This window comes from Nocardia sp. CA-135953, assembly GCF_050955735.1.
Taxonomy (GTDB): domain Bacteria; phylum Actinomycetota; class Actinomycetes; order Mycobacteriales; family Mycobacteriaceae; genus Nocardia.
Genome location: NZ_CP192082.1, coordinates 4,317,903 through 4,343,031, shown reverse-complemented (window position 1 = coordinate 4,343,031; position 25,129 = coordinate 4,317,903). Strand labels below are relative to the sequence as shown.

Annotated in this window: 18 protein-coding genes and 1 pseudogene; 17 read left to right on the top strand and 2 right to left on the bottom strand. The window is 67.3% G+C overall.

The genetic code is table 11. The features are described 5' to 3' along the window. Nucleotides 1-73: 73 nt before the first annotated feature. The 3 genes and pseudogenes from ACQPXH_RS20225 to ACQPXH_RS20215 all read left to right on the top strand — a co-directional run. Nucleotides 74-5,347: pseudogene (locus tag ACQPXH_RS20225) on the top strand (type I polyketide synthase); the annotation flags it as partial. After that, entirely contained in the window at nucleotides 5,331-10,520 is a 5,190-nt protein-coding gene (locus ACQPXH_RS20220) for an alpha/beta fold hydrolase (RefSeq protein WP_433598098.1), read from the top strand. The pseudogene ACQPXH_RS20225 and the gene ACQPXH_RS20220, both read left to right, overlap by 17 nt. 15 nt (nucleotides 10,521-10,535) lie before the next feature. Next, complete coding sequence (locus ACQPXH_RS20215; RefSeq protein WP_433598097.1) at nucleotides 10,536-11,285, top strand: class I SAM-dependent methyltransferase; 750 nt, start codon at nucleotides 10,536-10,538, stop codon at nucleotides 11,283-11,285. On the opposite strand, the gene ACQPXH_RS20210 is transcribed toward ACQPXH_RS20215, so the two are convergent. Then, complete coding sequence (locus ACQPXH_RS20210) at nucleotides 11,275-11,868, bottom strand: VOC family protein (RefSeq protein WP_433603520.1); 594 nt, start codon at nucleotides 11,866-11,868, stop codon at nucleotides 11,275-11,277. The genes ACQPXH_RS20215 and ACQPXH_RS20210 overlap by 11 nt on opposite strands. Before the next feature lie 156 nt (nucleotides 11,869-12,024). On the opposite strand from ACQPXH_RS20210, the gene ACQPXH_RS20205 reads away from it, so the two are divergent. From ACQPXH_RS20205 to ACQPXH_RS20180, 6 genes are all read left to right on the top strand, one after another. Then, the gene (locus ACQPXH_RS20205) at nucleotides 12,025-12,915 is read left to right on the top strand and encodes an alpha/beta fold hydrolase (RefSeq protein WP_433598096.1); all 891 of its coding nucleotides are present in this window, start codon (nucleotides 12,025-12,027) and stop codon (nucleotides 12,913-12,915) included. Between the two features lie 71 nt (nucleotides 12,916-12,986). Continuing rightward, nucleotides 12,987-13,247 (top strand): acyl carrier protein, encoded by a 261-nt coding sequence (locus ACQPXH_RS20200; protein ID WP_433598095.1) that lies wholly within the window; start codon nucleotides 12,987-12,989, stop codon nucleotides 13,245-13,247. Further along, complete coding sequence (locus ACQPXH_RS20195) at nucleotides 13,247-14,776, top strand: FAD-dependent monooxygenase (protein ID WP_433598094.1); 1,530 nt, start codon at nucleotides 13,247-13,249, stop codon at nucleotides 14,774-14,776. The genes ACQPXH_RS20200 and ACQPXH_RS20195 overlap by 1 nt, the downstream gene beginning before the upstream one ends. Nucleotides 14,777-14,825: 49 nt before the next feature. Next, a complete protein-coding gene (locus ACQPXH_RS20190; RefSeq protein WP_433598093.1) occupies nucleotides 14,826-15,701 on the top strand; it encodes a TIGR03621 family F420-dependent LLM class oxidoreductase in 876 nt (291 codons plus the stop codon). Nucleotides 15,702-15,761: 60 nt separating this feature from the next. Then, nucleotides 15,762-16,841, top strand: coding sequence for a methyltransferase (locus ACQPXH_RS20185; protein ID WP_433598092.1), 1,080 nt, complete (start codon nucleotides 15,762-15,764; stop codon nucleotides 16,839-16,841). Between the two features lie 47 nt (nucleotides 16,842-16,888). After that, nucleotides 16,889-17,431: a DUF6879 family protein gene (locus tag ACQPXH_RS20180; protein ID WP_433598091.1), complete on the top strand. Its 543-nt coding sequence runs from the start codon at nucleotides 16,889-16,891 to the stop codon at nucleotides 17,429-17,431. 18 nt (nucleotides 17,432-17,449) lie between these two features. Here ACQPXH_RS20180 and ACQPXH_RS20175 read toward each other — a convergent pair whose 3' ends face one another. Then, on the bottom strand, nucleotides 17,450-18,301 hold the full coding sequence (locus tag ACQPXH_RS20175; RefSeq protein WP_433598090.1) for a TIGR03621 family F420-dependent LLM class oxidoreductase: 852 nt from the start codon (nucleotides 18,299-18,301) through the stop codon (nucleotides 17,450-17,452). Nucleotides 18,302-18,766: 465 nt separating this feature from the next. Here ACQPXH_RS20175 and ACQPXH_RS20170 point away from each other — a divergent pair, with 465 nt between their 5' ends. The 8 genes from ACQPXH_RS20170 to ACQPXH_RS20135 are packed head-to-tail and all read left to right on the top strand — an operon-like array spanning nucleotide 18,767 to nucleotide 25,118. Beyond that, a complete protein-coding gene (locus ACQPXH_RS20170; protein WP_433598089.1) occupies nucleotides 18,767-19,021 on the top strand; it encodes an acyl carrier protein in 255 nt (84 codons plus the stop codon). A gap of 27 nt (nucleotides 19,022-19,048) precedes the next feature. After that, nucleotides 19,049-20,014, top strand: a complete 966-nt coding sequence (locus tag ACQPXH_RS20165; protein ID WP_433598088.1) for an ACP S-malonyltransferase — start codon at nucleotides 19,049-19,051, stop codon at nucleotides 20,012-20,014. A 43-nt stretch (nucleotides 20,015-20,057) separates the two neighbouring features. Further along, on the top strand, nucleotides 20,058-21,659 hold the full coding sequence (locus ACQPXH_RS20160; protein ID WP_433598087.1) for an MDR family MFS transporter: 1,602 nt from the start codon (nucleotides 20,058-20,060) through the stop codon (nucleotides 21,657-21,659). Nucleotides 21,660-21,709: 50 nt separating this feature from the next. Then, complete coding sequence (fabG, locus tag ACQPXH_RS20155) at nucleotides 21,710-22,453, top strand: 3-oxoacyl-ACP reductase FabG (RefSeq protein ID WP_433598086.1); 744 nt, start codon at nucleotides 21,710-21,712, stop codon at nucleotides 22,451-22,453. Continuing rightward, nucleotides 22,453-22,878: a hypothetical protein gene (locus ACQPXH_RS20150; protein WP_433598085.1), complete on the top strand. Its 426-nt coding sequence runs from the start codon at nucleotides 22,453-22,455 to the stop codon at nucleotides 22,876-22,878. The genes fabG and ACQPXH_RS20150 overlap by 1 nt, the downstream gene beginning before the upstream one ends. Further along, on the top strand, nucleotides 22,862-23,395 hold the full coding sequence (locus ACQPXH_RS20145) for a 3-hydroxyacyl-ACP dehydratase FabZ family protein (protein WP_433598084.1): 534 nt from the start codon (nucleotides 22,862-22,864) through the stop codon (nucleotides 23,393-23,395). The genes ACQPXH_RS20150 and ACQPXH_RS20145 overlap by 17 nt, the downstream gene beginning before the upstream one ends. 26 nt (nucleotides 23,396-23,421) lie before the next feature. Beyond that, nucleotides 23,422-24,465, top strand: a complete 1,044-nt coding sequence (locus ACQPXH_RS20140; RefSeq protein WP_433598083.1) for an oxygenase MpaB family protein — start codon at nucleotides 23,422-23,424, stop codon at nucleotides 24,463-24,465. Then, a complete protein-coding gene (locus tag ACQPXH_RS20135; RefSeq protein ID WP_433598082.1) occupies nucleotides 24,462-25,118 on the top strand; it encodes a class I SAM-dependent methyltransferase in 657 nt (218 codons plus the stop codon). The genes ACQPXH_RS20140 and ACQPXH_RS20135 overlap by 4 nt, the downstream gene beginning before the upstream one ends. Nucleotides 25,119-25,129 lie beyond the last annotated feature (11 nt).

The window sequence follows — 25,129 nt, the reverse complement described above, 5'->3', positions numbered from 1 at the left end:
GCTGCTGGCGGCGCTACGGGTCGCGGTCAAGGAGAACGCCTTCCTGCAGCAGGAGAACGACGAGCTGCGCAACCGTCACGGTGAGCCCATCGCGATCGTCGGCATGGCGTGCCGGTTTCCCGGCGGGATCACCACACCCGAACAGCTGTGGGAGATGGTGGCCGACGGCCGCGACGTCATCGGCGAGTTCCCGACCGATCGTGGCTGGGACCGGGCGCTTTTCGATCCGGAGCCGGGTAGGGTGGACCGGACCTCGACCCGATACGGCGGATTCCTCACCGGCGTCGCGGATTTCGATCCCGGCTTCTTCGGCATCAGCCCCCGCGAGGCACGGGTGATGGATCCACAACAGCGGCAACTGCTCGAGGTGGTCTGGGAGGCGCTCGAGCGTGCCGGTCTGGATCCGAAAGCGTTGCGCGGCAGCGATACCGGTGTCTTCATCGGATCGTTCTCCTGGGACTATCTACCGCGGATGAGCGATGCGCCCACCGAGATCGCCGACTACCTGCTGACCACGAACGGCGGTTCGGTGCTATCCGGCCGGGTGTCGTACACGCTCGGGCTGACCGGCCCAGCGGTGTCGGTGGATACGGCGTGCTCCTCCTCGCTTGTCGCACTGCATGTTGCGGCGCAGTCGCTGCGCGCCGAGGAGTGCTCCCTGGCCCTGGCCGGTGGTGTCACAGTGATGGCGACACCGGGAATGCTGCTCGGCTTCTCACGGCAACAAGGGCTGGCGCCGGACGGCCGGTGCAAATCGTTCGGCGCGGACGCCGACGGGGTCGGTCTGGCCGAAGGCGCCGCTGTGCTGGTGCTGGAACGGCTCGCGGACGCGCGGCGCAACGGGCACGAGGTGCTCGCGGTGCTGCGTGGGTCTGCGGTGAACCAGGACGGAGCCAGCAATGGGCTGACCGCGCCGAGCGGGCCGTCGCAGCAGCGGGTGATCCGCGCGGCGTTGGCCGCGGCCGACCTCGACGCCGCGGATGTCGACGTGGTGGAGGCGCACGGTACCGGCACCACACTCGGCGATCCCATCGAGGCACAGGCCATTCTGGCCACCTACGGACGGCGGCCCGCGGACCGTCCGCTGTGGCTGGGGTCGGTCAAGTCCAATATGGGCCACACGCAGGCGGCGGCCGGGGTGGCGGGCGTGATGAAGATGGTGTTGGCCATGCGCAACGCCACATTGCCACCGACACTGCACGCCGACGCGCCGTCGCCGCACGTGGACTGGTCGGCGGGCGCGGTGACCCTGTTGACTCGGACGCAACCGTGGCCCGCCCCGGACCGGCCGCGCCGGGCAGCGGTGTCATCGTTCGGATTGTCCGGCACCAACGCGCATGTCGTCCTCGAACAGGCGCCGGAGAACGAGCCGTCGCGGGCGCGGACATCGCCGTTTCCGCGTATGCCGTGGCTGCTGACGGCGCGCACCGAGCGGGCGCTGGCCGATCAGGCTCGGCGCTTGGTGGAATTCATCGACAGCCATCCGGAAGCCACCGCGATCGACATCGGCACCGCGCTGGCCGCCCGCTCGGTATTCGAACACCGCGCCGTCGTACTCGGCGCCGACCGCCCCGAGTTACGTGCCGGTGCCGCGGCACTCGCCGCGGGCGAGCGGGCCACGAATGTCGTTTCCGGACAAGCACTCCCAGGTTCGACGGCATTCGTTTTCGCGGGCCAAGGCGCGCAGCGGCTCGGGATGGGCCGGGAACTGTATCGGTCCTCGCCGGTGTTCGCGGCGGCGTGGGACGAGGTCACCACCGAACTCGACCGGCGGGCTGGGATGTCGGTGACCGACGTGGTGTGGGGCGAGGACCCGGATCAGCTCGCGCACACCGGATACGTGCAGGCGGGGTTGTTCACCATGGAAGTGGCGCTGCACCGGCTGCTCGAATCCTGGGGTGTGGTACCCGATTTCGTCATGGGACATTCGGTGGGTGAGATCGCCGCCGCCCATGTGGCCGGCGTCCTCTCGCTCGCGAACGCGACCGCTCTGGTGGCGGCCCGCGGCCGGCTGATGCAGGCATTGCCCGCGGGCGGCGCCATGGTCGCGGTGCAGGCCGCCGAATCGGAGGTAACGCCGCGACTGGTCGCCGGAGTAGTGATCGCCGCCGTCAACGGGCCGGAGGCCGTCGTGATTTCGGGTGTAGAGGCGGCGGTTCACCAAGTGGCCGCCGAGTTCGCCGCGCTCGGCCGCAAGACCACGAGACTGCGGGTATCACACGCGTTCCATTCGATCCTGATGGAGCCGATGCTCGCCGACTTCGCCGCCGCGATCACCGAGATAGTTCCCGCCGCACCGGATATCCCGCTGGTGTCCACGCTGACCGGCGAGATCGTCGGCGACGGCTACGGCAGCCCCGGCTACTGGGTGCGGCATGTCCGGGAGACCGTCCGGTTCGACGCCGGGCTACGCACTTTGGCGGCCGAGGGGGTGTCCCGATTCATCGAGGTCGGTCCCGACGGCGGGTTGTCTGCGCTGATCGCCGGATCATTGGATGGGGCGGGCGCCATAGTGCCGATGTTGCGACCGGGACGACCGGAGACCGAAACCGTCATCGACGCGGTCGCGCGGAACTTCGTTGCGGGCGCCGAGATGCGTCGGTCCAGCTTCTTCGACGGCGCGAACGCGGCTCGAATCGAGTTGCCCACCTATGCTTTCCAGCATCAGCGCTACTGGTGGTCGGTGCCGTCGAGAGGCGCGGCCGCCCCCGGGTTCGTACCCGTCGAGCATCCCCTGCTATCGGCATCGCTGACGAACCCGGACACCGGCGGCATGCTGTTGCTCGGTCGGTTGTCGCCCGATACCCACCCGTGGCTGGGCGAGCACATCGTCTTCGGCGCTGTCCTGCTGCCGGGCACGGCGTTGGTCGAGATGGCGATTCGAGCCGGCGACGAGGTCGACTGTCCGGTGCTGCGCGAACTGACGCTGCACACTCCGCTGCTCGTGCCCGATGACGGGATCGATATCCGGGTCGTGGTCGACGGGACCGAGGAGAGCGGGCGCGGGGTGTCGATCTACTCCTCGCGCGATGGCACGGTGTGGACGCTGCACGCCCGCGGTTCACTCGGATCGGATGAATCATCAACCGCCGCATGGGATCTCACCGCCTGGCCGCCCGCGGGTGCGGTGCCGGTCGATGTCGCCGACATCTACCGCGCACTGGCCGAGCGCGGCTACGACTACGGCGAGTCGTTTCGCGGTCTGACCGCCGCGTGGCGCCGAGGTACCGAGATGTTCGCGGAGATCGCGCCCTTGGCCGTGCCGACGGCAGAGTCGGGAGCGTACGGCTTGCACCCGGCGCTGCTGGACGCGGCGACGCACCTCGCGCTGTACGAGACCGCCGCGCCCGTCCTGCCGTTCGGCTGGACCAGGGTGCGGTTGCATGCGGGCGGCGCGTCGCGGTTGCGGGTACGGCTGAGCGGCAGCGCGGCGTCCGGGCTTGCAGTGCATGCGGCGGACGCGACGGGACAACCGGTGCTCTCCGCACAGTCGGTCACCGGTCGGTCGTGGTCGCCGGATCGCCTGACTCCGGACGGGCCCGAACCGGATTCGATGTTCCGGATGGACTGGTACGCACACGAGTCGTCGCGGACGGCCAGCCTATCGGTCACCGAATGGGCGGTATCCGGCGCGGACACCGCCGCCGATGTGATCGTCGTGCGGTGCCCGCCGACCGATATCTCGGACGTGGCCGCGGCGGCGGCCGAACGAACCGCCGAACTGGTGGGCATCCTGCAACGGTGGCTGTCCGCACCCGGCCTCGCCGACTCCCGCCTGCTTGTGCTGACCCGCGGTGCGATGGGACGGACCGAAGCGGAGATCACCGATCTCGCGGGCGCCGCGCTGTGGGGGCTGGTACGGGCCGCGCGGGCGGAGAATCCGGATCGGATCGTCATCGCCGACACCGACGACGACGGCGTCGATCCCGCTACATTGGTCATCTCCGGAGAGCCGGAGTTGTTGGTGCGCAACGGGTCCGTGTGGGTGCCGCGGTTGGTGCGCACGGCCGTGCCGACCGATACCGCGCCGCCGCCGATCCAGGGCACCGTCGTGATCACCGGTGGCACCGGTGGTCTCGGCGCGGCGGTGGCGCGGCATTTGGTGCGCGACCGTGGCGTGCGACACCTGGTGCTGATCAGCAGGCAGGGACCGTCGGCCGACAATGCCCAGGACCTCTACGCCGAACTCACCGACGCGGGAGCCACGGTCCGCATCGAATCGTGCGATGTCGCCGATCGTGAGGCACTGCGCAAGGTGCTCGACGCCGTTCCCGCCGACGCACCGCCTTCCGGTGTCGTACACGCGGCGGGCGTACTGGACGACGCGGTCGTGGCGTCCCTCGCTCCCGATCGGATCGATAAGGTGTTCGCCCCCAAGGTGACCGGGGCCTGGCACCTGCACGAACTCACTCGTGCGTTGGACCTGTCGCTGTTCGTCCTGTTCTCCTCGGTGTCGGGTGTGCTCGGCGGTCCGGGGCAGGGCAATTACGCCGCCGCCAATGCCTTTCTCGACGCACTCGCCGGGCAGCGCCGGGCTCAGGGTTTGGCGGCCTCGTCCATCGCCTGGGGTCCGTGGGGGGATGCGGGCGGAATGGTAGAGCGGCTCACCGAACGGGATCGGCGCCGTCTCACCCGGTCCGGACTCACCGAACTGCCCACACCGTCGGCGCTGGCCATCTTCGATGCCGCCGCATCCGCCACGGCGAACACGGTCGCGGTACGCTTCGACACCGCGCGACTACAGCGTGGCGGCGAAGTGTCTCCCTTGCTGAATCGCTTGGTGCGCAAAGCCATTCGCCCCACTGCAAGCGCAGACGGTAATGGGGTGCGCGCCGAGATCACCGAACTCACCGGAGCGGAACGCCACAGGGCGCTCCTCGATCTCGTCACGACCGCGGCCGCCGAAACCCTCGGCTACGACGCGGCCGCCGAGATCGACCCACATCGTCGCTTTCTGGATCTCGGCTTCGACTCCCTCAGCGTGGTCGAGTTCCGCAATCGGCTGCGGGCGGTGACGGGACTCGCGCTGCCCGCCACCACCGCCTTCGATCATCCGACCGCCGCCGCGGTGGCGCAGCTGCTCGCCGGAATGCTGGGCGACAAGACGCCCGACGCGGACGAGGAACTGCGCGCGGCCATCGCGTCGATTCCGCTCGGCACATTGCGCAAGGCCGGGCTGCTCAACCGGCTGCTCGAGCTGGCAGGGCGTGCGGCGTCTACGGAGCCCGCACCCAGGGCCGCGACGCGGATCGCGGATATGGACCGAGAGGATCTGATCCGAATGGCACTGGGGGACACCGAGATCGAGCGGCGGGGAAGTAGGAGAGGTCATGACGAACTCGGATGAAAGACTCGTCGACGCATTGCGTGCGTCGCTGACCGAAGTCGAAGAACTGCGGGCGGCGAACAAAGAACTACGCGATGCGGCGGGTGAGCCGTTGGCTGTGGTGGGGGTGGGGTGTCGTTTTCCTGGTGGTGTGGGTTCGGTGGATGGGTTGTGGGGTGTGGTTTCGGGTGGTTGTGATGTGGTGGGGCGGTGGCCGGGGGATCGGGGCTGGGATGAGGGGTTGTTCGATCCGCGGGTGGGTGTGGTGGGTCGGTCGTATTCGCGGTGGGGTGGGTTTTTGGAAGGGGCGGGGTTGTTTGATGCCGGGTTTTTCGGGGTGAGTCCGCGTGAGGCGTTGGAGATTGATCCTCAGCAGCGGTTGGTGTTGGAGGTGGGGTGGGAGGCGTTGGAGAACGCGGGGCTGGACCCGCGGGGATTGGGCGGTGCCGAGGTGGGGGTGTTCATGGGGGTGATGTATCACGATTACGGGTTGATCGGGCAGGCCGGGTCGTTGGTGTCGGGACGGCTGGCCTATGTGTTGGGGTTGGGTGGGCCGGCGGTGTCGGTGGACACGGCGTGTTCCTCGTCGCTGGTGGCACTGCATCAGGCGGGGTTGTCATTGCGGGCCGGGGAGTGTGAGTTGGCGTTGGTGGGTGGGGTCACGGTGATGGCCACCCCGGAAATATTCGTCGAGTTCTCCCGCCAACGCGGCCTGGCTCCGGATGGCCGCTGTAAATCGTTCGCCGCTGCCGCGGACGGGGTGGGGTGGGCCGAGGGTGTGGGTGTGCTTGTGGTGGAACGACTTTGCGACGCCCAACGCCACGGGCACGAGATATTGGCGGTCGTGCGTGGGTCGGCGGTGAACCAGGACGGGGCCTCCAACGGGTTGACCGCACCCAACGGTCCTGCCCAACAACGAGTCATCCAAGCAGCACTGGCCAACGCGAACCTTTCGGCGGGCCAGGTGGATGTGGTCGAAGCCCACGGCACCGGCACCCGCCTCGGCGACCCGATCGAAGCCCAAGCCATCCTGGCCACCTACGGCCAACGCGACCACAGCCGTCCACCACTGTGGCTGGGCTCGATCAAATCCAACATCGGCCACACACAGGCAGCCGCGGGTGTGGCCGGGATCATCAAAATGATCGAAGCGATGCGCCACGGTGTATTGCCGAAGACCTTGCACGTCGATGAGCCCACACCACATGTGGACTGGACCACCGGACATGTCCAAATACTCACCGAACACCAACCATGGCCCGACACCAGCCATCCACGCCGAGCAGCAGTCTCCTCATTCGGGATCTCGGGCACCAACGCCCACATCATCCTCGAACAACCACCCCAGCTCGAGCCACCCACAGTAGCCGAACGTCCGCCGATCCTCGCCTGGACATTGTCGGCACGTACTCGGGAAGCCTTGCGCGACTGCGCCTCTCGACTGCACACCCATCTGCTGAACGATCCCGATATCGATCCCGGCGCGGTGGCGGCGGCCTTGGCGCGTCGCTCGGTCTTCGAGCACCGCGCGGTGGTCACCGGATCCACCCGCGAGCAGCTGCTGACGGAATTGACGCACCTGCCCGACCCCGAAATACCCGCCGGCGCAGGTAAGACCGCGTTCGTCTTCACCGGGCAGGGCTCCCAACGACTCGGCATGGGCCGCCAGCTATACCACACCTACCCCGTATTCGCCCAAGCATGGGACAACGTCGAACAACACCTCCGACTCCCAGTCCGCGACATCGCCTGGGGCCACAACACCACCGAACTCACCCAAACCCTGCACGCCCAAACCGCCCTGTTCACACTCCACATCGCACTGTTCCGACTACTCGAATCCTGGAAAATACTGCCCGACTACATGATCGGACACTCCATCGGAGAAATCTCCGCCGCCCACCTCGCCGGAGTCCTCACCCTCACCGACGCCGCCACCCTCGTCACCGAACGCGCCAACCTCATGCAATCCCTACCCGACGACGGCGCCATGCTCGCCGTCCGAGCCGGCTATGACGAGCTGACTGCGACACTGGACCAGAATGATCTCGACATCGCCGCCGTCAACAGCCCGACCGCGACGGTGCTCGCCGGACCGCGCGCGGCCGTGGCCGCGGCGCAGACCCGCCTCGACCGACAGGGCTACCGCACCAAGCGACTCACCGTCTCGCACGCGTTCCATTCGGCCGCGATGCAGCCCATTCTGGATCGACTGAGCGCCGCTATGGCAGGCCGCGCCGCCGCGACCGCACATATCCCTCTGGTATCCAATCTCACCGGGGAGCTCGCGGACCAGACCTACGGCGGCGCGGACTACTGGTCCGAACATGCCCGCCACACTGTGCATTTCGCTCGCGGCATCGCCACCCTGCATCGACACCGGACCACTCGCTACCTGGAGCTCGGCCCGGCCGCGGGATTGGGCGTCCATATCGTCGATACGATTCCCGACGCCACCACCATCACGTCACTGCCGTCCGGCCGGTCCGAACCGCAGGCGGTCCTCGACGCATTGGCCACACTGCACCGCACCGGATACGACATCGATTGGGCAGCCCAGTATCCGGACGTCCCGTGGCGCACGAAGCTACCCACCTACCCCTTCCAGCACACCAACTACTGGCTCATCCCAGACCGGAGAAATGCCCACCTGACGGGTACGTCGGCGGCCGTGGAACCGATCGAGCCGCCCGGCCCCGTGCACGCAGAAGCGGCAAGTCCCGCCGATGACACCAGCCGCTCGACCCAGCACGGCCTGCTCTACCACGTGCGGTGGCGACCACTACGACCGAAAGAACCGCACGGTCGCACCCACGCGGATTGGGTAGAACTCCAGAACTCTTCCGCCGTACCCGATCTGGTGGTCCTGCGGGTCGACAATGTGACCGATACCGTCGTGGCCGGTATCCGGAGCACGACGACGCGCGTGCTGGCGGTCCTGCGGCGCTGGCTCGAGGAAGAGCGCTTCACGCGGTCACAACTGCTTGTCGTCACCCGGGGCGCGATCGATGTGGCGGGCAAGGACATCACCGCGCTCGCCGCGGCACCCGTCTGGGGACTGGTTCGCGCGGCACAGGCCGAGCATCCGGGACGCATCCTGCTCGCCGACGCCGACGACTCCGCCGATATCGCCGCACTCGCTCAGCTGGACGAGCCCGAGCTGGCGCTGCGGGACGGTCACCTCCTGGTGCCGCGACTCGCCGCACTACCTCGGTCCCACTCCGCCGCAACACATCTCGACGTCTCGGGCACCGTGCTTATCATCGAAGGCACCGACGGATCCGGCGCGCGAATCGCGCAGCGGTTGGCGGCCGAGCACGGCGCGCGGCGATTCGTACTGACGACGCATGAGCGCCCGCGCGATGCCGAGGTACGACCGCTGCTCGATCGCTTGACGGAACTGGGCGCGACGGCGGAGATCGCTGTGTGCCTCGCCGCCGACCGAAACGCATTGCGTGCCTTGCTCACTCGAATCACCGCCGTCGAGCGGCTGTCCGGCGTCGTATACACCGCGCCTGCCGCGGCGCGCACACGAGTAGCCGCCGTGACGGATGCGGTGATCGAATCGGCCCTGGCGCAACGAGCCGACGGCGCCTGGCACCTCCACGAGTTGACCGAGGATCTGGATCTGTCGTTCCTGCTGCTCTCGACTTCGGTGAGCGGAACGATCCTGCCCGCCGCACAAGCGGCCGAGGCGGCGGCGGATACCTTCCTCGCCGCCTTGGCAGCCTACCGGAACGGGCGCGGATTGCCCGCGACGGCGATCCTGTGGGGACCATGGGCCGACCTCGGCGTCGGCGCGCTGACCGACGAGCTGCACCTGGAACGCCTACGGCGCCAAGGCATCGGGCGACTCAGCACCGCAGAGGGCACGGCATTGCTCGGCCGGACCGCCACGCACAACGCGCCGGTAATCCACGCACTGCGGCTCGACGCCAGCGCACTGGCGGCCCGCACCGACTACCAACCCGTGCTATTGCGCGAAGTGGCGATCGCGGACGGCACGCCGGGTGCGGCTGACGCCGCGGAAGGCGGCCTGCTCGGTCGCTTGTCAGGGCGGACGGGGGCCGAACGGCGGGGCGAGATCGTCACGGCCGTCCGCGGAATCGTCGCGGCGGCGCTCGGACATCCGAATGCGGCCGCGGTCGACCCGGACCGGCAATTCCTCGAGCTGGGCGTCGAGTCGCTCAGCGTGATGGACATCCAGACGACGCTGAGCAGGATCACCGGAATTCGCTTGGCGCCCATGGCGATTCTGGAGGCCGGTTCGGTCACCGGGCTCGCCGAGCTGATCGACCAGAGACTCGATGCCGCGGACCAAGCGGCCGGGGCAGTCCAGAGGTCCGGCCCGGCGGAGCCGGACCTGGCCGAACTGTTCCGGACTGCGGTGCGGACCCGCCAGGTGGCGAAGGGACTCGCGCTGATCAGCGCCGCCGCCGATCTACGCCCGACCTTCGACACCGCGGACCCGGCAGCCACGGTTGCTGCCGCGCCGGTGTTGTCGCGGGGCTCCGCGGAACCGGTGCTGGTCTGCATCAGTGCGCCGATCATCACCGGCGGCGTACATCAGTACACGCGCATCGCCAAACAACTCGACGGCAGGATCACCGTCATCGGTGTCCAGCTGCCCGGCTTCGCTCCGGGCCAGGCCCTGCCCGCGACACCGACCGCCGCGATCGGCCATCTCGCGGATGTGGTCGACCGGATCGCGGGCCGACGCCCCTTCGTCCTGCTCGGCTATTCGTCGGGCGGTGTACTCGCCCACGCAGTTGCCGAATACCTCGCCCGGCAGCGTCCACGCGATCTGCGTGGCCTGGTGCTACTGGACAGCTTCAAGCCGGACGCCGATGGCTGGGGCGCACCGATGGAGCCGCTGTTCGCGGGCATGCTGGCGGACGGTGACGGACTGGGAGCGTCCACGAGCCTCGCGACGAAACTCACCGCGATGTCGACCTGGGGATGCCACCTCCGGGAGCTTCCGCTCGAACCGCTACCGACGCCGGTGCTGTTCGTGCGGTGCACGATGAGCTATCGCGCGTCCGCGGAGACCGACCTGTCGGAGTTCCCCACCTCGACACCGTGGCGGCCCGAATACACTGTGCGCCCCATAGCTTTCGATCATTTCTCGCTCCTGACCACCGGCGCGGCGGAGGTCGCGCGGGCCATCGCCGACTGGCTGCCGGCGAGTTCCTGACGGATTGGAAGCAGCATGGGATTGTTCAGGGATATTACCTCGACCTACACCGGTTTCGAATCCTGGTTCTACGACCGGACGGTGGCGGGCAGCGTCTCGGCGAGTCAGGCCCACCTCGTCGACAGCTTGCTCGCCGATGTCGCCATCGGCGGCTCGGTACTCGATGTCGGTTGCGGCGGAGGCCATCTCGCGCTGGCGATCGCCGAGCGCGGCGACGACGTGTCCGTGGTGGGAGTGGACCTGTCCGAGGATCAGGTCGCGCGAGCCACGCGCCGGGCCGCGAACGTGCGCGATCGAGTGCGTTTCGAGGTCGCGTCGGCGCTGAACCTCCCGTTCGCCGACGACTCGTTCTCCACCGTGGTCAGCGTCGGATCGATCAAACACTGGCCCGACCGCCGTCGCGGAATGGCGGAGATGGTCCGGGTGCTGCGGCCCGGCGGACGGTTGACCGTGCTCGAAATCGACCGCGGGTGTACCTTCGAGGCGGCGCAGGACTTCGTGGCACGGATGAACGCACCCAGAATCGCGCGGGGACCACTGCTCTGGCATTTCCGCACCTACGTCGCGGGCCAGGGGGTGGAACTCGACGAGGCCCGTGCGATGGTGCGTGATCTTGCCCTGCGGGAGGTGAGCGTATCGCGGATCGCGCAGGATCCGACGTTGCTCATCACCGGGCGCAAGACGCCGCACCTCCCGGCGGCTGCGGCGACGGCCGACCGGTCCGTGCCGACCGGCGGCCCCATCGCCGACGGCGTCAAGAGCTGACGGCCACCGGCGCCCGGTCGCTGGCGCTCTTGGGCTCGTGCACGACGTCCTCGTCGGTCAGTTCCCTTGTCCAGCAGGCGAATTCGAGTAGGACCCCGTCGGGGTCGCGGAAGTAGAACGATCGGCAGTACACACCGGGGTGCAGCTGCTCGGCCTCCTGGGTTTCGCTGTCGTCGTGGTTGCGAATCGGGCCGACGCCGACCCCCTTCTCCTTCAGGCGCACGTAGTACTCGTCGAACTTCTCCGGCGGCACGTCGAAGGCGATGTGATTCAACGAGCTGATGGCGGCGTTCCACTGCGGGACGTCCGGTTCTTGGTCGGCCGCCGGGGGATTGAAGTTGCCCGGCTTGCCATCGGTGCGGTTGGCCAGCCAGAAGATCGTCAACGAGGCGCCGTTGCCGACGTCGAAGACGAACTGCTGGCCGCCGCCGGGGCGCTTGGGCAGGTCGACCGTCTTGATCAACGGCATCCCGAGAATGTCGCGGTAGAACTCGACGGTGCGCTTCATGTCGTCGCACAGCAACGAGACATGATTGAACCCACCCAGGCTGAACTCATTGTTTGTCCGACTTGTCATGACCACCTCCGGGCTATTGTCTGACAACGTGCACCATAGTAGCTTGAATTGTCTAACATTGAAGCAGGATCTCAGCTGCGCTCGTGACACGTTGTTGCACAATGTAGTTCGTGGTCAGAGCGACAATTTCGTTGATTGTTACCTCGACTGGAGGACATTTCGGTGAGCGGTGTGAAACGAACCGGAACATTGCAGGTGCCGGGCGCTGCATTGTTCTATGAAATGTCCGGCTCCGGTCCGGCGCTGTTGATTTCCGACAACGGCGGCGGCGAGTCCCGTCGGCGCGCCGACGTGATCGCCGAACTCGGCGACGCGTTCACGGTGATCACCTACGACCGCAGGGGTTTCCATCGCAGCCCGCTCGACCCCGAACCGGTGGGGCCGGTTTCGCACGAAACGCACGCCGACGATGCCCATCGCCTGCTCACCGAGCTGGGGGTGGGGCCCGCCGTCGTCTTCGGTGTCGGGCTCGGCGTCGTGACCGCGCTGCTGCTCGCGACCCGCCATCCGGAGCAGGCCGCCACCGTTATCGCGCATACCCCGCACGCTCCGTTCCTGCTCCCGGAACCCGAACGGAGCAGGCATATCCGAGAATTCGAAGGGCTCGCCGAGACCTACCGGACCGGTGGACTGGTCCAGACGATCGTGCGCACCGGCGAGTTCCTCGGCATCGACGTCGCCGATCAGCGTCGCGGTGTGGACAGCACCAAACGCGGTCCCGGCGCCGGGCAGACGGCGAAGCTCAATCTGCGCTCCCAGGTGATGTCGGCCGAACGCACCCGCAATTTCGAGTGGCTCTACGTCAACGAGATCCCGGCCGCCTGCACGACCACGCTCGATGTCGGAGAGTTGATCACATCGAATGTGGAAATCATCGCCGCCGTCGGCGAATCCACGCCTGCGCACATGTTCGGCAGCCGGTGCGCGGCGGCGCTGGCCGAACTGCTGGGTCGCGAGGTCTTCGTCTTCGAGGGGGGCTACAACCCGCATATCACCCACCCGGTGGAGTTCGCGAGTCAGTTGCGTTCCCTGCTGGGACGCCAGCCGGCGTGAGACAGCGGATCGACGGTGGCAGCCGTGGACGACATCCGCGGCTACAGCGGGAATCACGATAGGAGACAGGGATGACCGATACGACTTCATATCAGGCGCATATGGACGAGCTGCGCGAGATCGTCTGCGATGTGCTGGAGATCGAGCCGGACGAACTCACCGACGACAGCCTGTTCGTCGAGGATCACGAGGCGGATTCGTTGCGCGCCATCGAGATTCTCGCGCGGCTGGAAAAGACCTACAAGGTGGAGATACCGCAGGCCGAACTGTCGAAGATGGTCAACATGAAGGCGGTCTACGGTGTCGTGGCCGGCTACGCGGGATGGCATTGATGCCGCGTGTCCTGATCGTCGGAGGCGGATTGGCGGGGCTGTCGGCGGCGTTGTTCCTGAATTGGCACGGCGTGCAGACGGTGCTGGTGGAGCGGCGGGCCGAGACCTCGACGCTGCCCAAGGCCAGGCGGATCAATGTCCGTACGGTCGAACTGTTCCGGCAGATCGGCATCGCGGAACGGGTGCGCGAGGCCGCCCGCATGGTGACCTTCCGGGCCGGTCAACAAACCGCCGCCGCAGGGCCTTCACTCGTCGACGCGAAACCGATCGACCTGCCTCGGCCGTCAGGCACGAGCGGTTCCCAGGTGGTGACGCCGGAAGACACCTGCCTGTGCTCCCAGGATCTCCTGGAGCCGGTGCTGCGTTCGGCCGCGGCCGAACGCGGATGCGACGTCCGGTTCGGCGTCGAATGCACCGGCTGGCAAGAGGATTCGGACGGGATCATCGTGACCGTGCGGAACTCGGACGGCTCATCCGCCGCCATCCGGTCCGATTATCTGATCGCCGCCGACGGCGCGCACAGCGGTGTGCGGGAGCGCCTCGGCATCGGCCGCGACGGACGCGGTCCGATGGATACCTTGGTGAACATCGACTTCACCGCCGATCTGTTCGAGCTGGTCCGCGGTCGTGAACAATGCGTTTTCCAGATCAATAACGATCAGGTCAGCGGCGGCCTGGCCACAGCGGACGGCGGCGGCCGCTGGTATTTCACCAGCGCGGGCTACCAAGCGCGGTCGTCGCAGGAATGGGCCGAGGCCATGCGCACCGCCATCGGCATCCCCGATATCGCGGTGCGGGTGAACCGGGTGCTGGAGTGGACACCGGGCATGTTCATCGCCGACAGGTTCGGCGCGGGCCGCATCTTCCTGGTGGGTGACGCGGCGCATGTGATGCCACCCTATGCCGCGCTCGGCGCGAACACCGGAATACAGGCCGCCCACAATGTGGCATGGAAACTGGCGTATGTCCTGCGTGGTGACGCGTCCGCGCGCCTGCTGGACACCTATCACGACGAACGGCGCCCGGTGGGTTGGTTCACCGCCGACCAGTCGAGCCTGCGCAGCGCGGCGGATCTGCGCCAGATGTACGGCGAATCACCCGACGGCACACCGCTCGCCGATCCGACGGTGCTGATACTCGGCGCCCAATATCGGTCGGCCGCCGTGCTCGACGACGGAAGCGTCGCTCCGACAACACGTTTCGGCCTGTCCGGCCAGCCAGGCACCCGGTTGCCGCACCGCCCGCTCGGCGCGGGCCGGTCCACGCTGGACCTGATCGGCAAGGATTTCGCGCTGCTCGCGGGACCGGACGCGGCGCACTGGAAACGTGCACTCGCGGCGAATATCCATCCGGCACCGCGACTGCACAGCCTGGATACCGAATGGGCCGAGTCGGTCGGCATTCGCAGCACCGGTGCGTTGCTGGTGCGCCCGGACCAAGTGGTGGCCTGGCGGTCACCGGAGGCACCGGAGCAGCCCGAGGCGGTCCTGCGTGAGGTACTCGACCGCGTCCTGCTCCGGTCCGGCTGAGCGCCCTGGGATGTGCGCGGTGACCGTACAACGGTGAAGTGGAGGACAGATGACATACCAGGCTCCTTTACGTTTCGGCGTCAACACGGTGTGGTCGGGCGATCGCGCGGCCTTTGTCGAGGAATCCAGGAAGGCGGAGAAACTGGGCTTCGATGTGATCGGTGTCGCCGATCATCTCGGGTTCCCCGCGCCGTTTCCGGCGCTGGTGCTCGCCGCGGAGGCGACCGAGCGGGTCCGGGTGAACACCTTCGTGCTCAATGCCGGGTTCTACAACCCCACGCTGCTGGCTCGTGAGGTGGCAACGGTGGACCGGCTCACCGGCGGCAGGCTGGAACTGGGACTCGGTGCGGGTTACGTCGAGGGCGAATTCGCCACGGCGGGCATCCCTTTCGGCACCGCACGAGCACGGATCGCCCACCTCGCGCACACGGTCACCGAGCTCAAGCGGCTCCTCGGCGACGCAGGGCACGCACCGCAGCCGGTGCAGGACCCGCATCCGCCCTTGCTGATCGCGGGCGCGGGCGATCGGCTGCTCGAGCTCGCCGCCACCGAGGCGGACGTGATCAGCTTCAGCGGTGCGACCAAGGGGCCCAATGGGATTCGCATACCTGCCGGTTCCGATGCGATCGCCGAGCGCGTCGCCTTCGCGCGGGCGGCCGCGGCGGGCCGCGTGGAAGCGATCGAACTGAATCTTCTCGTCCAGCAGGTCGCGCGCGACGTCGCACCGCTGCTGGACCGGCTCCGATCGCGGATGCCGGATCTCACGCCGCAGGCGCTCGCGGATTCGCCCGTTTTCCTGTTCGGCACCGCCCGCGACATCGCCGATCAGATCGCCGAACTGCGAAACCGTTTGGGCCTCACCTACTTCACCACCTTCGGCCACTCGATGGAGTTGTTCGCCGAAGCCATCGAGCTACTCCGGTGACCACGGCCGGATCGGTGGATACCGCAATACCCAACGAATCGACGAGGAGCACCGAACACCATGGCCGACTACATCGCGGAGATATCGTCCCCACCCACCGCCGTGGCGGAGGCCGACCGGGCCGCCCTCACCGACCTGCTCGCCAACCGCTGGATCGGATACGTGCTCACCACGGCCGCCGAACTCGACGTCGCGGAAGCGCTCGCCGACGGCCCGCGCACGGCGGGCGCCGTCGCCGCTGCGACGGGCGCCAGTGAATCCGGCATCGACAGCCTGCTGCGCGCGCTCGGCACCATCGGTGTGGTCGAACAACTCGGGGATCATCAGGACACCTTCGCCCTGACCCCGCGCGGTAGCCTGCTGCGCGCCGAGGTGCCCGGATCCTTGCGCGACGCCGTACTGGTCTCCGGCGGCGAGCGCTTCCTGCGCGGATGGATGCGGCTCACCGAGCGAATCCGGGTCGGCCGCGCACCCATCAGCCCGCGTGAGGCGGCCGAGGATCCGTTCGATCGGCTGGCGACCCTGCCCGAAGCACAGGATCAGTTCCACACCGCGATGGCCGATGCCACCGCCGCGGTGGCCGAAGCCATCGCCGCGGCCTATGACTTCACCGGCCTCGATAGCGTGGTCGATGTCGGCGGCGGCTATGGCACACTCCTACCACCGATCCTGCGCACCCATCCGAATCTGACCGGCGTGGTGTTCGACCGTCCGTACTGCCGTGCCGGGGCGGAACGGGTCATCGCCGCGGCCGAGCTGACGGATCGGTGCGACTTCGTGGGGGGCAGCTTCTTCGACGCCGCACTGCCGAAGGGGGCGGATGCGTATTTGCTCAAGAGCGTCCTGCACGACTGGGACGACGACCGCGCGGTCGAGATCCTGCGCCGGGTCCGCGAAGCCATGTCCGATCGGTCCCGACTGCTGGTCATCGAGGTGGTGATGCCGGATACGGTGCGGCCGGATCCTGAACACCGGCAGAAGGTCTGGGCGGACCTGACCATGCTGGTCGCCTCCGGCCGCGGTGAACGGACCGAAGGCCAATACGTGAAGCTGCTCGGCGCCGCCGGGCTGCGCGTAACCGCGACGATTCCGACCGCGACGCTGGACCGGGCGGGCATCATCGAGGCCCGTCCGGTCTGAGCCGAGCACCTGTCATCGGCGAATCCGTCACGGAGAAGGGGACATTCATGGGTAAACGGATCACCGAGCTGGCCTCGGGCGAGATTCGCGGCCAACTCACCGGTATCCGCTCGTCGTGGTTCCGGCTCGCCACCTTGCAGCGGTACAACTTCGATTCGGAACTGGAGCCGATGCGGGAGTTCCTGTGCACCGGCCGGATCGACAATCTGCCCGACGCCTTCCTGCGGGTGATCGAGGGCCACATCGTCGAGGGACGGGTGCTGCAACGCGTCTTCGTTGTGCGTGAGCCGCTCAGCGATTACCTGCGATTCGCGCTGGCCGCCTTCACGCAGTGCGTGCGGGCGGGGGAGGACATCCGAGTGCTGGCACTCGACGGCGGGGAGTGGCCCGCCGATCTGCCGGAAGGTTTCGACTACTGGCTGTTCGACGACGAGTCGCTGTGGTCCATGGAATTCGACGGCGACGACAGGTTCGTCGCGGTGCAGGAGCTGACCAATCCCGCGGCGATCTCGCAGTGTCGCAGGTGGCGCGATATCGCGGTCAAGCGATCGGTTCCCTTACTCGACTACCTTCCGGCCGCGAGTGGGTGAGGCCGCGCGAACGCCAGGTCACCGGAGCTTGTCGAGCACCGGCGCGAATGCCTCCTGGTGCAGGTCCGGAATCGCGAAGTAGGTAATGCCGAACCGATCCCGGAGCTGTTCGATCCGGTCGGCGATCTGCTCGACCGTGCCGACCAGCAGGATCGGGAGATCGTCGAGGATCTCGACCGGCAGCCGGAACCGGGTCCTGGCCAGCGTCCGCAAGGTGGCCGCCCGATCGTCGGTGACCAGCACCGCTCGGATCGCGATATTTCGCTCGATGGCGGCCGAGCGCGCGCCGGCCGCCGCGTCGAAAAATGCCACGCGGGTGGCGAATTCGTCGGTGGTCAAGGGCCGCAAGCCACCGGGGACCGTGGGGTCGTAACGCATTCCGAGGAAACTGACGATATCGGCGTGCGTTGCCGCCAACCGCAACACGCGATCGCCGTTGCCTGCGACGAGCACCGGGGTCGAACGCGATTCGTTCGTTCGCTCGCCGAGTCCGGTGAGAATGCGGGTCAGGTCACCGACCCGGTCGCCCGGCGATCCGGGGTCCAGCCCCACGGCTTCGAACTCCGCGCGCAGGTAGCCGGTCCCGACTCCGAGTTCGAAGCGGCCCGCGGTCAATGCGCTCGCGGTCGCGACCTCGCGGGCCAGCAACGCCGTCCGGTAGAAGGCCGCGTTCAGTGCATAGGTCCCGACCCGCAGGCCGGTCGCCTGCGCGGCGGCCACGGCGGCCGAAAACGGCGCCGCGGTGCCGAGGTGGTCGGGCACCAGCACGATGTCGTAGCCTTGTGCCTCCGCCCGGCGACAACTGTCGAGCCACCGCGTCGAATCCGCGGCTACCATTTTGCTGAGTCCGAAGCGGTATGCCAGGGTCATCGCGGGCTCCTCATCCGGCCGTGGGCCGCGGAAGTTGTTGCGCCCCAACTGCTCAACGTCGCATAGGCAACGCGGTCCGAGTTTCGACGGTAGTCGTTCCCGACGCAGGCGGCAATCGCACATACAATGCGCAAAGAATGCGCGGATGAATGTGCTTGAATGCTTGCCGCCGACCTTTGTTCTCGCGTACTGTCATTTCTTGCGCCGTCCGCGCCGACCAGCGCGCAGGTCCGGCATTCGTTGCGCGGCCAGCTGTTTCGCCGCCGGGGTGCCGACACACACCGGAGGTGGGATTGTGGAATCCGCGTCGTGGGGAATGCGACCGCAGTTCGCCAGAATCCTGGAACTGCTGGCGCCATGGGCTTGCGCCTATTCCGGGGCGGTCGCGCCGTACTGGCCGCCTGACCTGAACATGTCGAAGCTACTCGGCTCAGCCGACGAATCGCCCGAGGAAAGGCGGCAGCCATGACAAGCAGTACCCGGCCCGATATCGACGAACTGCGTGAACTCGTCTCGGAGGTGCTCGACATCGAGCCCGATCAGGTCACCACCGCCGCGCGGTTCAAGGAAGACCTGGGCGCGGACTCGGCGAAAGGCCTGGAGCTGGCAGTACACCTGGTGCGCCGGTACAACGTGGAGGTCAGCGGCGAGGAGCTGCTCGAGCTCGAAAACCTGCGCGAGCTCTACGAACACCTGCTCGGGAAACTGCCGCAGGACTGAGAGCGCACGGAAGCACGCGGTGGCCTCATGACCGACCGGATACTCGACGCTGTCGCGCTGGTCTTCCCCGGCCAGGGCGCGCAGCGTCCCGGCATGGGACAGCCGTGGACCGAGACGGAATCCTGGGCTCAGGTCGCGGCCCTCGGGCGGATCACCGGATACGACCTCGACGAATTACTGCTGCGCGCCGACGCGACCACCCTGAAACGGACCGATCACGCCCAAGTCGCGACCTTCGCGCTCGAGCTGGTGATCCTCGCCGAGCTCGAACGCGCCGGGTTCCCGATGCGGACGGTAGTCGGGTGCGCGGGCCACAGCCTGGGTGAGTACGCGGCCTTGGTCGCTTCCGGTGTGCTCACCACCGGCGACGCCGCGCGACTGGTAAGCATCCGCGCCGGCGCCGTGCTCGCCGCCGCGCTGCGGCAGCCGGGGACCATGGCGGTGATCGTGAACCTCGACAGCGACAGCGCTATGGCGCAGGTCGAGCGGGCGCATGCCTCTGGAGCCGATGTGTGGACCGCGAGTGTCAATGCGGCACAGCAGATCACCGTTGCCGGATCGGCCGAGGGGCTGGCGCAGCTCGAGGTTCGGGTGCGCGAGCTCGGCGGTAAGTTGCTCGAGCTCCGGGTGGGTGGCGCTTTCCACTCGCCGTTCATGGCGCCAGCGGTGTCCCCGGTGGCCGAGTGCTTCGCCGCTACTTCCGTCGGCGTGGGCTGGTGCCCCCTCGTCACCAATGTCGACGGCCTGGCGAAGACCGGCGTGGTCGAATGGGGTGAACTGGCCTGTGGGCAGTTGGTGCGACCGGTGCAGTGGTACCGCACCATGCGCACCCTCTGCCGCGACCTCGGGGCACGCATCTACCTCGAGATCGGACCGGGTAAGGCGCTGTGCGGGCTGATCAGGCTGTTCGACCGTGAACTCATGGCCATTCCTGTGAATTCACCCAAGGATATCTCGGAAGTGGTCGCGCGATGCTCGGACGCGACGCTATGACTGTCGGTGTCGAAAGTGCTTCCGGATGAGAGAAGAGCAGCGTATGAACGCTCAGCAGTCATCGTCTCGAGCCGAGAACTCGGTGCGCCGCAATGGTTCTCGCGAGATCATTCCGATCCTGATCAGTCTGTTGCTGGCCCTCCTACTGGCGATGTTGGACAATACGATCGTCGGTCCCGCGTTGCCGACGATCGTCGGTGAACTCGGTGGCCCGCAGCAGCTTTCCTGGGTATTCACCGCATTCGCGCTGACCTCGGCGATCTCGATGCTGCTGCTGGGCAAGGTCGGCGATCTGGTCGGCCACAAACGGACCTGGATGGCATCGATCCTGGTGTTCCTCATCGGTTCGGCGCTGAGCGGGGCGGCGCAGAATATGGTGCAGCTCATCATCTTTCGGGGTGTGCAGGGCATCGGCGCGGGCGGCCTCGTGGTCGGCGGGATGGCCATCATGGGTGCTGTGGTCGCGCCCGCCGAACGGGCCAAGTACCAGGGTCTGCTGATGGCGGTCACGCCGATCGCGCTGCTGGGTGGCCCCTTGGCGGGCGGCTGGATCACCGACAACGCGTCCTGGCGATGGGCGTTCTACGTCAATCTGCCACTGGGCGCGGTGGTGTTGCTGACCGTCTGGTTCACCCTCCGGTTGCCCACCCGCGAACGGCCCGAGATCGTCATCGACTGGTGGGGCATGCTGCTGCTCGCGGTCTGGACCAGCTCGCTGGTGCTGATCGGCAGCTGGGCGGGCACCCGCTATAGCTGGGGTTCCTGGCCGATCATTGTGCTCGCGGCCGTCACCGTCATCGGGATCGGTGCGTTCGTCGCGGTGGAACGCGAAGCGGCGGAACCGGTGATGCCCTTACCCGTCATCATCAACCGGGATTTCGCGCTGGCCGGCGTGCTCACCTTCGTCGCCGGGCTGACCATGGTGACGGCGGCGGCATTCCTGCCGCAGTACCAACAACTGGTGCATGGTGTCTCGGCGACCAGCAGCGGATTGCTGCTGCTGCCGGTAATGGCACCGATCGTCATCGTGAGCATTGTGGTGGGGCAACTGATTTCGCGCACGCGGCGAGTGCGGATCTATCCGGTCATCGGTTCGGCTGTCGCTGGGGTCGGCATGTTCGGGCTCGCCCAGCTCGACTCCGACACCGGCCAGCTGGCGGCGATCCTGTTCATGGTCGTGCTCGGTATCGGAATGGGATGTGTTCTGCAGGTCCCCACACTGGTGGCACAGAACAGCGTCGAGCTCCGCGATATGGGTGCGGCGATGGGGGTGAGCACCTATCTGCGGACGATCGGCATGTCGCTGGGAGCCGCGGTGCTCGGCACGATCTACGCGATCCGATTCGACGACAACGCGCGCAGCCACGCCGATCTCGACCAGGCGGAGCTGACCGGCCGCGCCGATCTCTCACCGGCGCACCTGCACACGCTTGCGGAACCGGTCCAGGACGCGGTCCGCGAAAGCGTCGCCGCCGGTATCAGCGGTGTGTTCTGGGCCGGAACCATCTGCGCCGCAGTGAGTCTGGTCGCGGCACTGTTATTGCGCGACACGCGTCTGGCCGGTCGGGAAGAGATCGCGGCCGCCCGGGCCGAGGCCGGACGGTCGCCGGGTCCCGGGCTGTCCAAGGCTTCCCACCCGGGGTAGCTGACGACCGGCGCAACACGATGGGCAATTGCCCGAGAAAGGCAACGCAGATGACCGAGGACCGAGGTGCCGCGCTCGTGACCGGCGGATCACGGGGTATCGGGCGGGCCGTCGCCGTGCGCCTGGCGCGATCCGGGCACGACATCGCGCTGTGCTATCGCTCCGACGAGGCCGCCGCGCGCGAGGTCGCGGCGGCCGTCACGGAAGCGGGCCGGAAATGCCACTATCGCCGGTGCGACGTCACCGACGACGACTCGGTCGGGGAGTTCGTCGACGAAGTCGGCGAGGCGCTCGGGCCGATCGAGGTCCTGGTCAACTCGGCCGGGATCATCCGGGACAAACCGCTGGCGCTGCTTTCGGTCGCGGACTGGACGACGGTGCTGGACACGAATCTGACCGGCACCTTTCATTTCTGCCGACGACTCGCGTTCATGTTCATCAAGCAGAAGAAGGGCGTCATCGTCAATATCTCCTCGGTGGCGGGGGAGCGCGGTAGCGCGGGCCAGAGCAACTACGCCGCGGCCAAGGGTGGTATCGACGGCATGAGTCGGTCCCTGGCAAAGGAACTGGGCGCCTTCGGAATACGGGTCAACGTGGTGGCGCCGGGCTGGATCGAGACCGATATGACCGCCGGGGTCGCGGACGTGGCCAGGGAGAAGGCGCTGGCCGCGATCACGCTGCGTCGTTTCGGCCGCCCGGAGGAGGTCGCCGAGTTGGTCGGTTTTCTGGTCTCGGACGCCGCCGCGTTCATCACCGGCCAGGTGATCCGCATCGATGGCGGGATGACCCTGTGATGGCGGCCGCCGCGAAGGCTTCACCGATTCCGCTGCGCCGGTTCGCCGTCCGGACCGGGCGGCAGGGCGAATTCGAGGCCGAGCGGGCGATCGTGGCGGATGATCCCTATCAGTGCGGCCACTACCCCGACTATTCGATCTATCCCGGGGTCTTCATCGTCGAGAATGTCGTGCGCGCGGCCCTTGCGGCGCTGGCCGACGCGTTCCCCGGTCGTGCGTGGCGGCTGCATTGCCTGCGCTCCGGTCGTTTCACGGCACCGGTGCGGCCCGGCGATCGTCTGCTCGTGCACGGCACATTCACGATGGACGAGCAGATCGGCCGGATCCGGGTGCGAGCGCGCTGCCTTCGCGGTGACGGCGTCGCCGCGGCCACCGTCCGCCTGACCTTCGCACCGGAAGAGGTCGTCGATGCTGACGCACAGTGATATCAGATCGCTTCTGCCACACCGGCATCCGATCCTTTTGGTGGATCGCGTGCTCAGCTACGCCGAGGGCGAGCGGATCGAGACAATCAAGGCGATCTCCGGAGCGGAACCGTGCTATGCAGACCTGCCCGAGAATGCGCCGCAGGCTGCTTTCCGCTATCCGGAGACATTGTTGGTCGAGTCGTTCGCGCAGAGCGGCGCGTTACTGTGGCTGGCATCCACGCGCGACCGGGGCGAGACGCTCGACGGCGTCGGCATGGTCGCCGTGCTCAGTGATTGCGTGTTCGAGATGCTCGTCTATCCGGGCGATGTGGTGCGACACGAGGTCGTGCTGGAACGTGTGCTCGGCAACAACGTGGTGTTCTCCGGCGCGATACACGGTGCGCACGGCCGCGTCGCGACGATCGATTCCGTGATCGCCGCATTCCGGCCGGGCGAGACACTCGCGTCGTCGGAAAATGCGTCGGACACATTGTTGGACAATGCGAATGCCGTTGTGGCCCAGACATTGCAGTGAACATTCGGCTCCGGTACCGTCAAAGAATGGAGATCACCGCATTCCTCGACGGCGGCGACAATGACGACGAGCCGGCGAGCAATGCGGAGCCGCGGACCGGCGCGGGGGTCTCCGCTGTTCCTGAGCGGGCCAGGGATTCGAGCATGAAGCGCTCGCAGTTGTGCCAGCGTCCGTTGTCCCCACAATCGCTCACCTGGCGCTACATGGGTGATTACCGACATTTCGGGATTGCACTGCGCAGTGCGGTCACCCAGGCCGCGTACCCCCAGTTCGCGCAATCGGGGATGGAGCACTCACGGGCCCACGGACCCGTCGAGCGGCTGAAAGTCGCCTTCCTGCCGATATTCGAGACCGTCTATGGTGCGCCGGACGAGGCGCGCAAACGCGCACTCCAGATCCGAAACTTCCACAAACCGTTGTCCGGCCGAATGCCGGGCGGCGGCCGTTACCATTCGCTCGATGCCGATACGTTCTTCTTCGCGCACGCGACATTTCTCGACCATCTCGTGGTCGGTGTGGACCGGTTCGTACGCCGGCTGTCACCGGAGGAAAAAGAGGCACTATTCCAGGAGAGTCTCCAGCTGTACTCGATGTGGGGCGTGGAGCTGCCGAGGGACACTCCCGGTAGCTGGGTCGAATTCGAGGAGTACTTCGGCCGTACGCTGCGCGAAGAGAGCCGCAAGAGTATCGGCGCGCAGCTGGTGGCGCGCAGGCTGAACACCAGGACGTTACCGCGGCCGCCGGGAACGAGAGTCCCGCCCCGTCTCTGGAACGCCTTCGCCGCCGTGCTGCTCTTCCTGACCATCGGTGGAACGCCGGCCGATCTGCGCGAGCATTTGCAGATCAACTGGTCCGCGCGCGAGGAACGGTTGTATTCCCTTGTCTGTGCGACCAGCCGCATGCTGAGTCCTCTGTGGGAGCGATTCGCCCCGGCCTGCTGGCGCTACCCGAATATCGCGAACGAGGCGTTCCGCCGCGAACGCATCGACCCCCGCGCCCGCACAGTCCGGCGCGCCCGGCAAGACGGAACGCGTCACGACGCGTCGGCGGAGAGGAAGAGCGAACCGTGAAGAAGATCTCCACCAGCACGCTGCCATACGAGATGTATTACCGTCTCGGCCTGGCCTTCTGGGATACATTCGACGTGGACCGTGGCCTCGTCGAATTGATCGAGGGTCCAACGGCTTTACCTGCCGGGCGCGCCTTGGATCTCGGCTGCGGCACCGGCCGCAACTCCGTCTATCTCGCCCGGCACGGTTGGCGGGTGACCGGCGTCGACATGGTGGAAGAGGCGATCTCGAAGGCGCAGGAGAGAGCCCGCGCCGAGGAGGTGACCGGGATACGGTTCGTCCACGCCGACATCCTGAAACTCGACACGGACGACATCGGTTCCGACTTTACTCTTTTCGTCGATTTCGGCTGCCTGCACAGTGTGCCGTGGTCGGCGCGGGACGCATACGCGGAGGTAGTGACCGCCTTCGCGGCACCGCATGCGGTGCTGTGGATCTGGGGTCGGGAAGCCTTCGGGGAAGTCGGCATGACCGCCGAGGAACTCACCCGTCGGTTTCCGTCCTGGGAACTCGTCAGCGCCGAAAAGATACCCAACGACGAGATGAAGAGCTCGGTGGGTGAGGTGCCTCTCGCGCAGCGGCCGATTCGCGCGTTCATGACCTCGTCGAAGATCCCCGCCGCCTGGCGCTTCCAACTCGTGAAACAGGACTGAACAGCGCGTGA

Excerpts from the sequence above, each read along its gene's own strand:
- ACQPXH_RS20220 (WP_433598098.1), top strand. The coding sequence starts at position 5,331 with ATGACGAACTCGGATGAAAGACTCGTCGACGCATTGCGTGCGTCGCTG.
- ACQPXH_RS20145 (WP_433598084.1), top strand. The coding sequence starts at position 22,862 with ATGCTGACGCACAGTGATATCAGATCGCTTCTGCCACACCGGCATCCG.
- ACQPXH_RS20180 (WP_433598091.1), top strand. The coding sequence starts at position 16,889 with ATGGGTAAACGGATCACCGAGCTGGCCTCGGGCGAGATTCGCGGCCAA.
- fabG (WP_433598086.1), top strand. The coding sequence starts at position 21,710 with ATGACCGAGGACCGAGGTGCCGCGCTCGTGACCGGCGGATCACGGGGT.
- ACQPXH_RS20175 (WP_433598090.1), bottom strand. The coding sequence starts at position 18,301 with ATGACCCTGGCATACCGCTTCGGACTCAGCAAAATGGTAGCCGCGGAT.
- ACQPXH_RS20200 (WP_433598095.1), top strand. The coding sequence starts at position 12,987 with ATGACCGATACGACTTCATATCAGGCGCATATGGACGAGCTGCGCGAG.
- ACQPXH_RS20160 (WP_433598087.1), top strand. The coding sequence starts at position 20,058 with ATGAACGCTCAGCAGTCATCGTCTCGAGCCGAGAACTCGGTGCGCCGC.
- ACQPXH_RS20215 (WP_433598097.1), top strand. The coding sequence starts at position 10,536 with ATGGGATTGTTCAGGGATATTACCTCGACCTACACCGGTTTCGAATCC.
- ACQPXH_RS20140 (WP_433598083.1), top strand. The coding sequence starts at position 23,422 with ATGGAGATCACCGCATTCCTCGACGGCGGCGACAATGACGACGAGCCG.
- ACQPXH_RS20190 (WP_433598093.1), top strand. The coding sequence starts at position 14,826 with ATGACATACCAGGCTCCTTTACGTTTCGGCGTCAACACGGTGTGGTCG.
- ACQPXH_RS20170 (WP_433598089.1), top strand. The coding sequence starts at position 18,767 with ATGACAAGCAGTACCCGGCCCGATATCGACGAACTGCGTGAACTCGTC.
- ACQPXH_RS20185 (WP_433598092.1), top strand. The coding sequence starts at position 15,762 with ATGGCCGACTACATCGCGGAGATATCGTCCCCACCCACCGCCGTGGCG.
- ACQPXH_RS20195 (WP_433598094.1), top strand. The coding sequence starts at position 13,247 with ATGCCGCGTGTCCTGATCGTCGGAGGCGGATTGGCGGGGCTGTCGGCG.
- ACQPXH_RS20165 (WP_433598088.1), top strand. The coding sequence starts at position 19,049 with ATGACCGACCGGATACTCGACGCTGTCGCGCTGGTCTTCCCCGGCCAG.
- ACQPXH_RS20150 (WP_433598085.1), top strand. The coding sequence starts at position 22,453 with ATGGCGGCCGCCGCGAAGGCTTCACCGATTCCGCTGCGCCGGTTCGCC.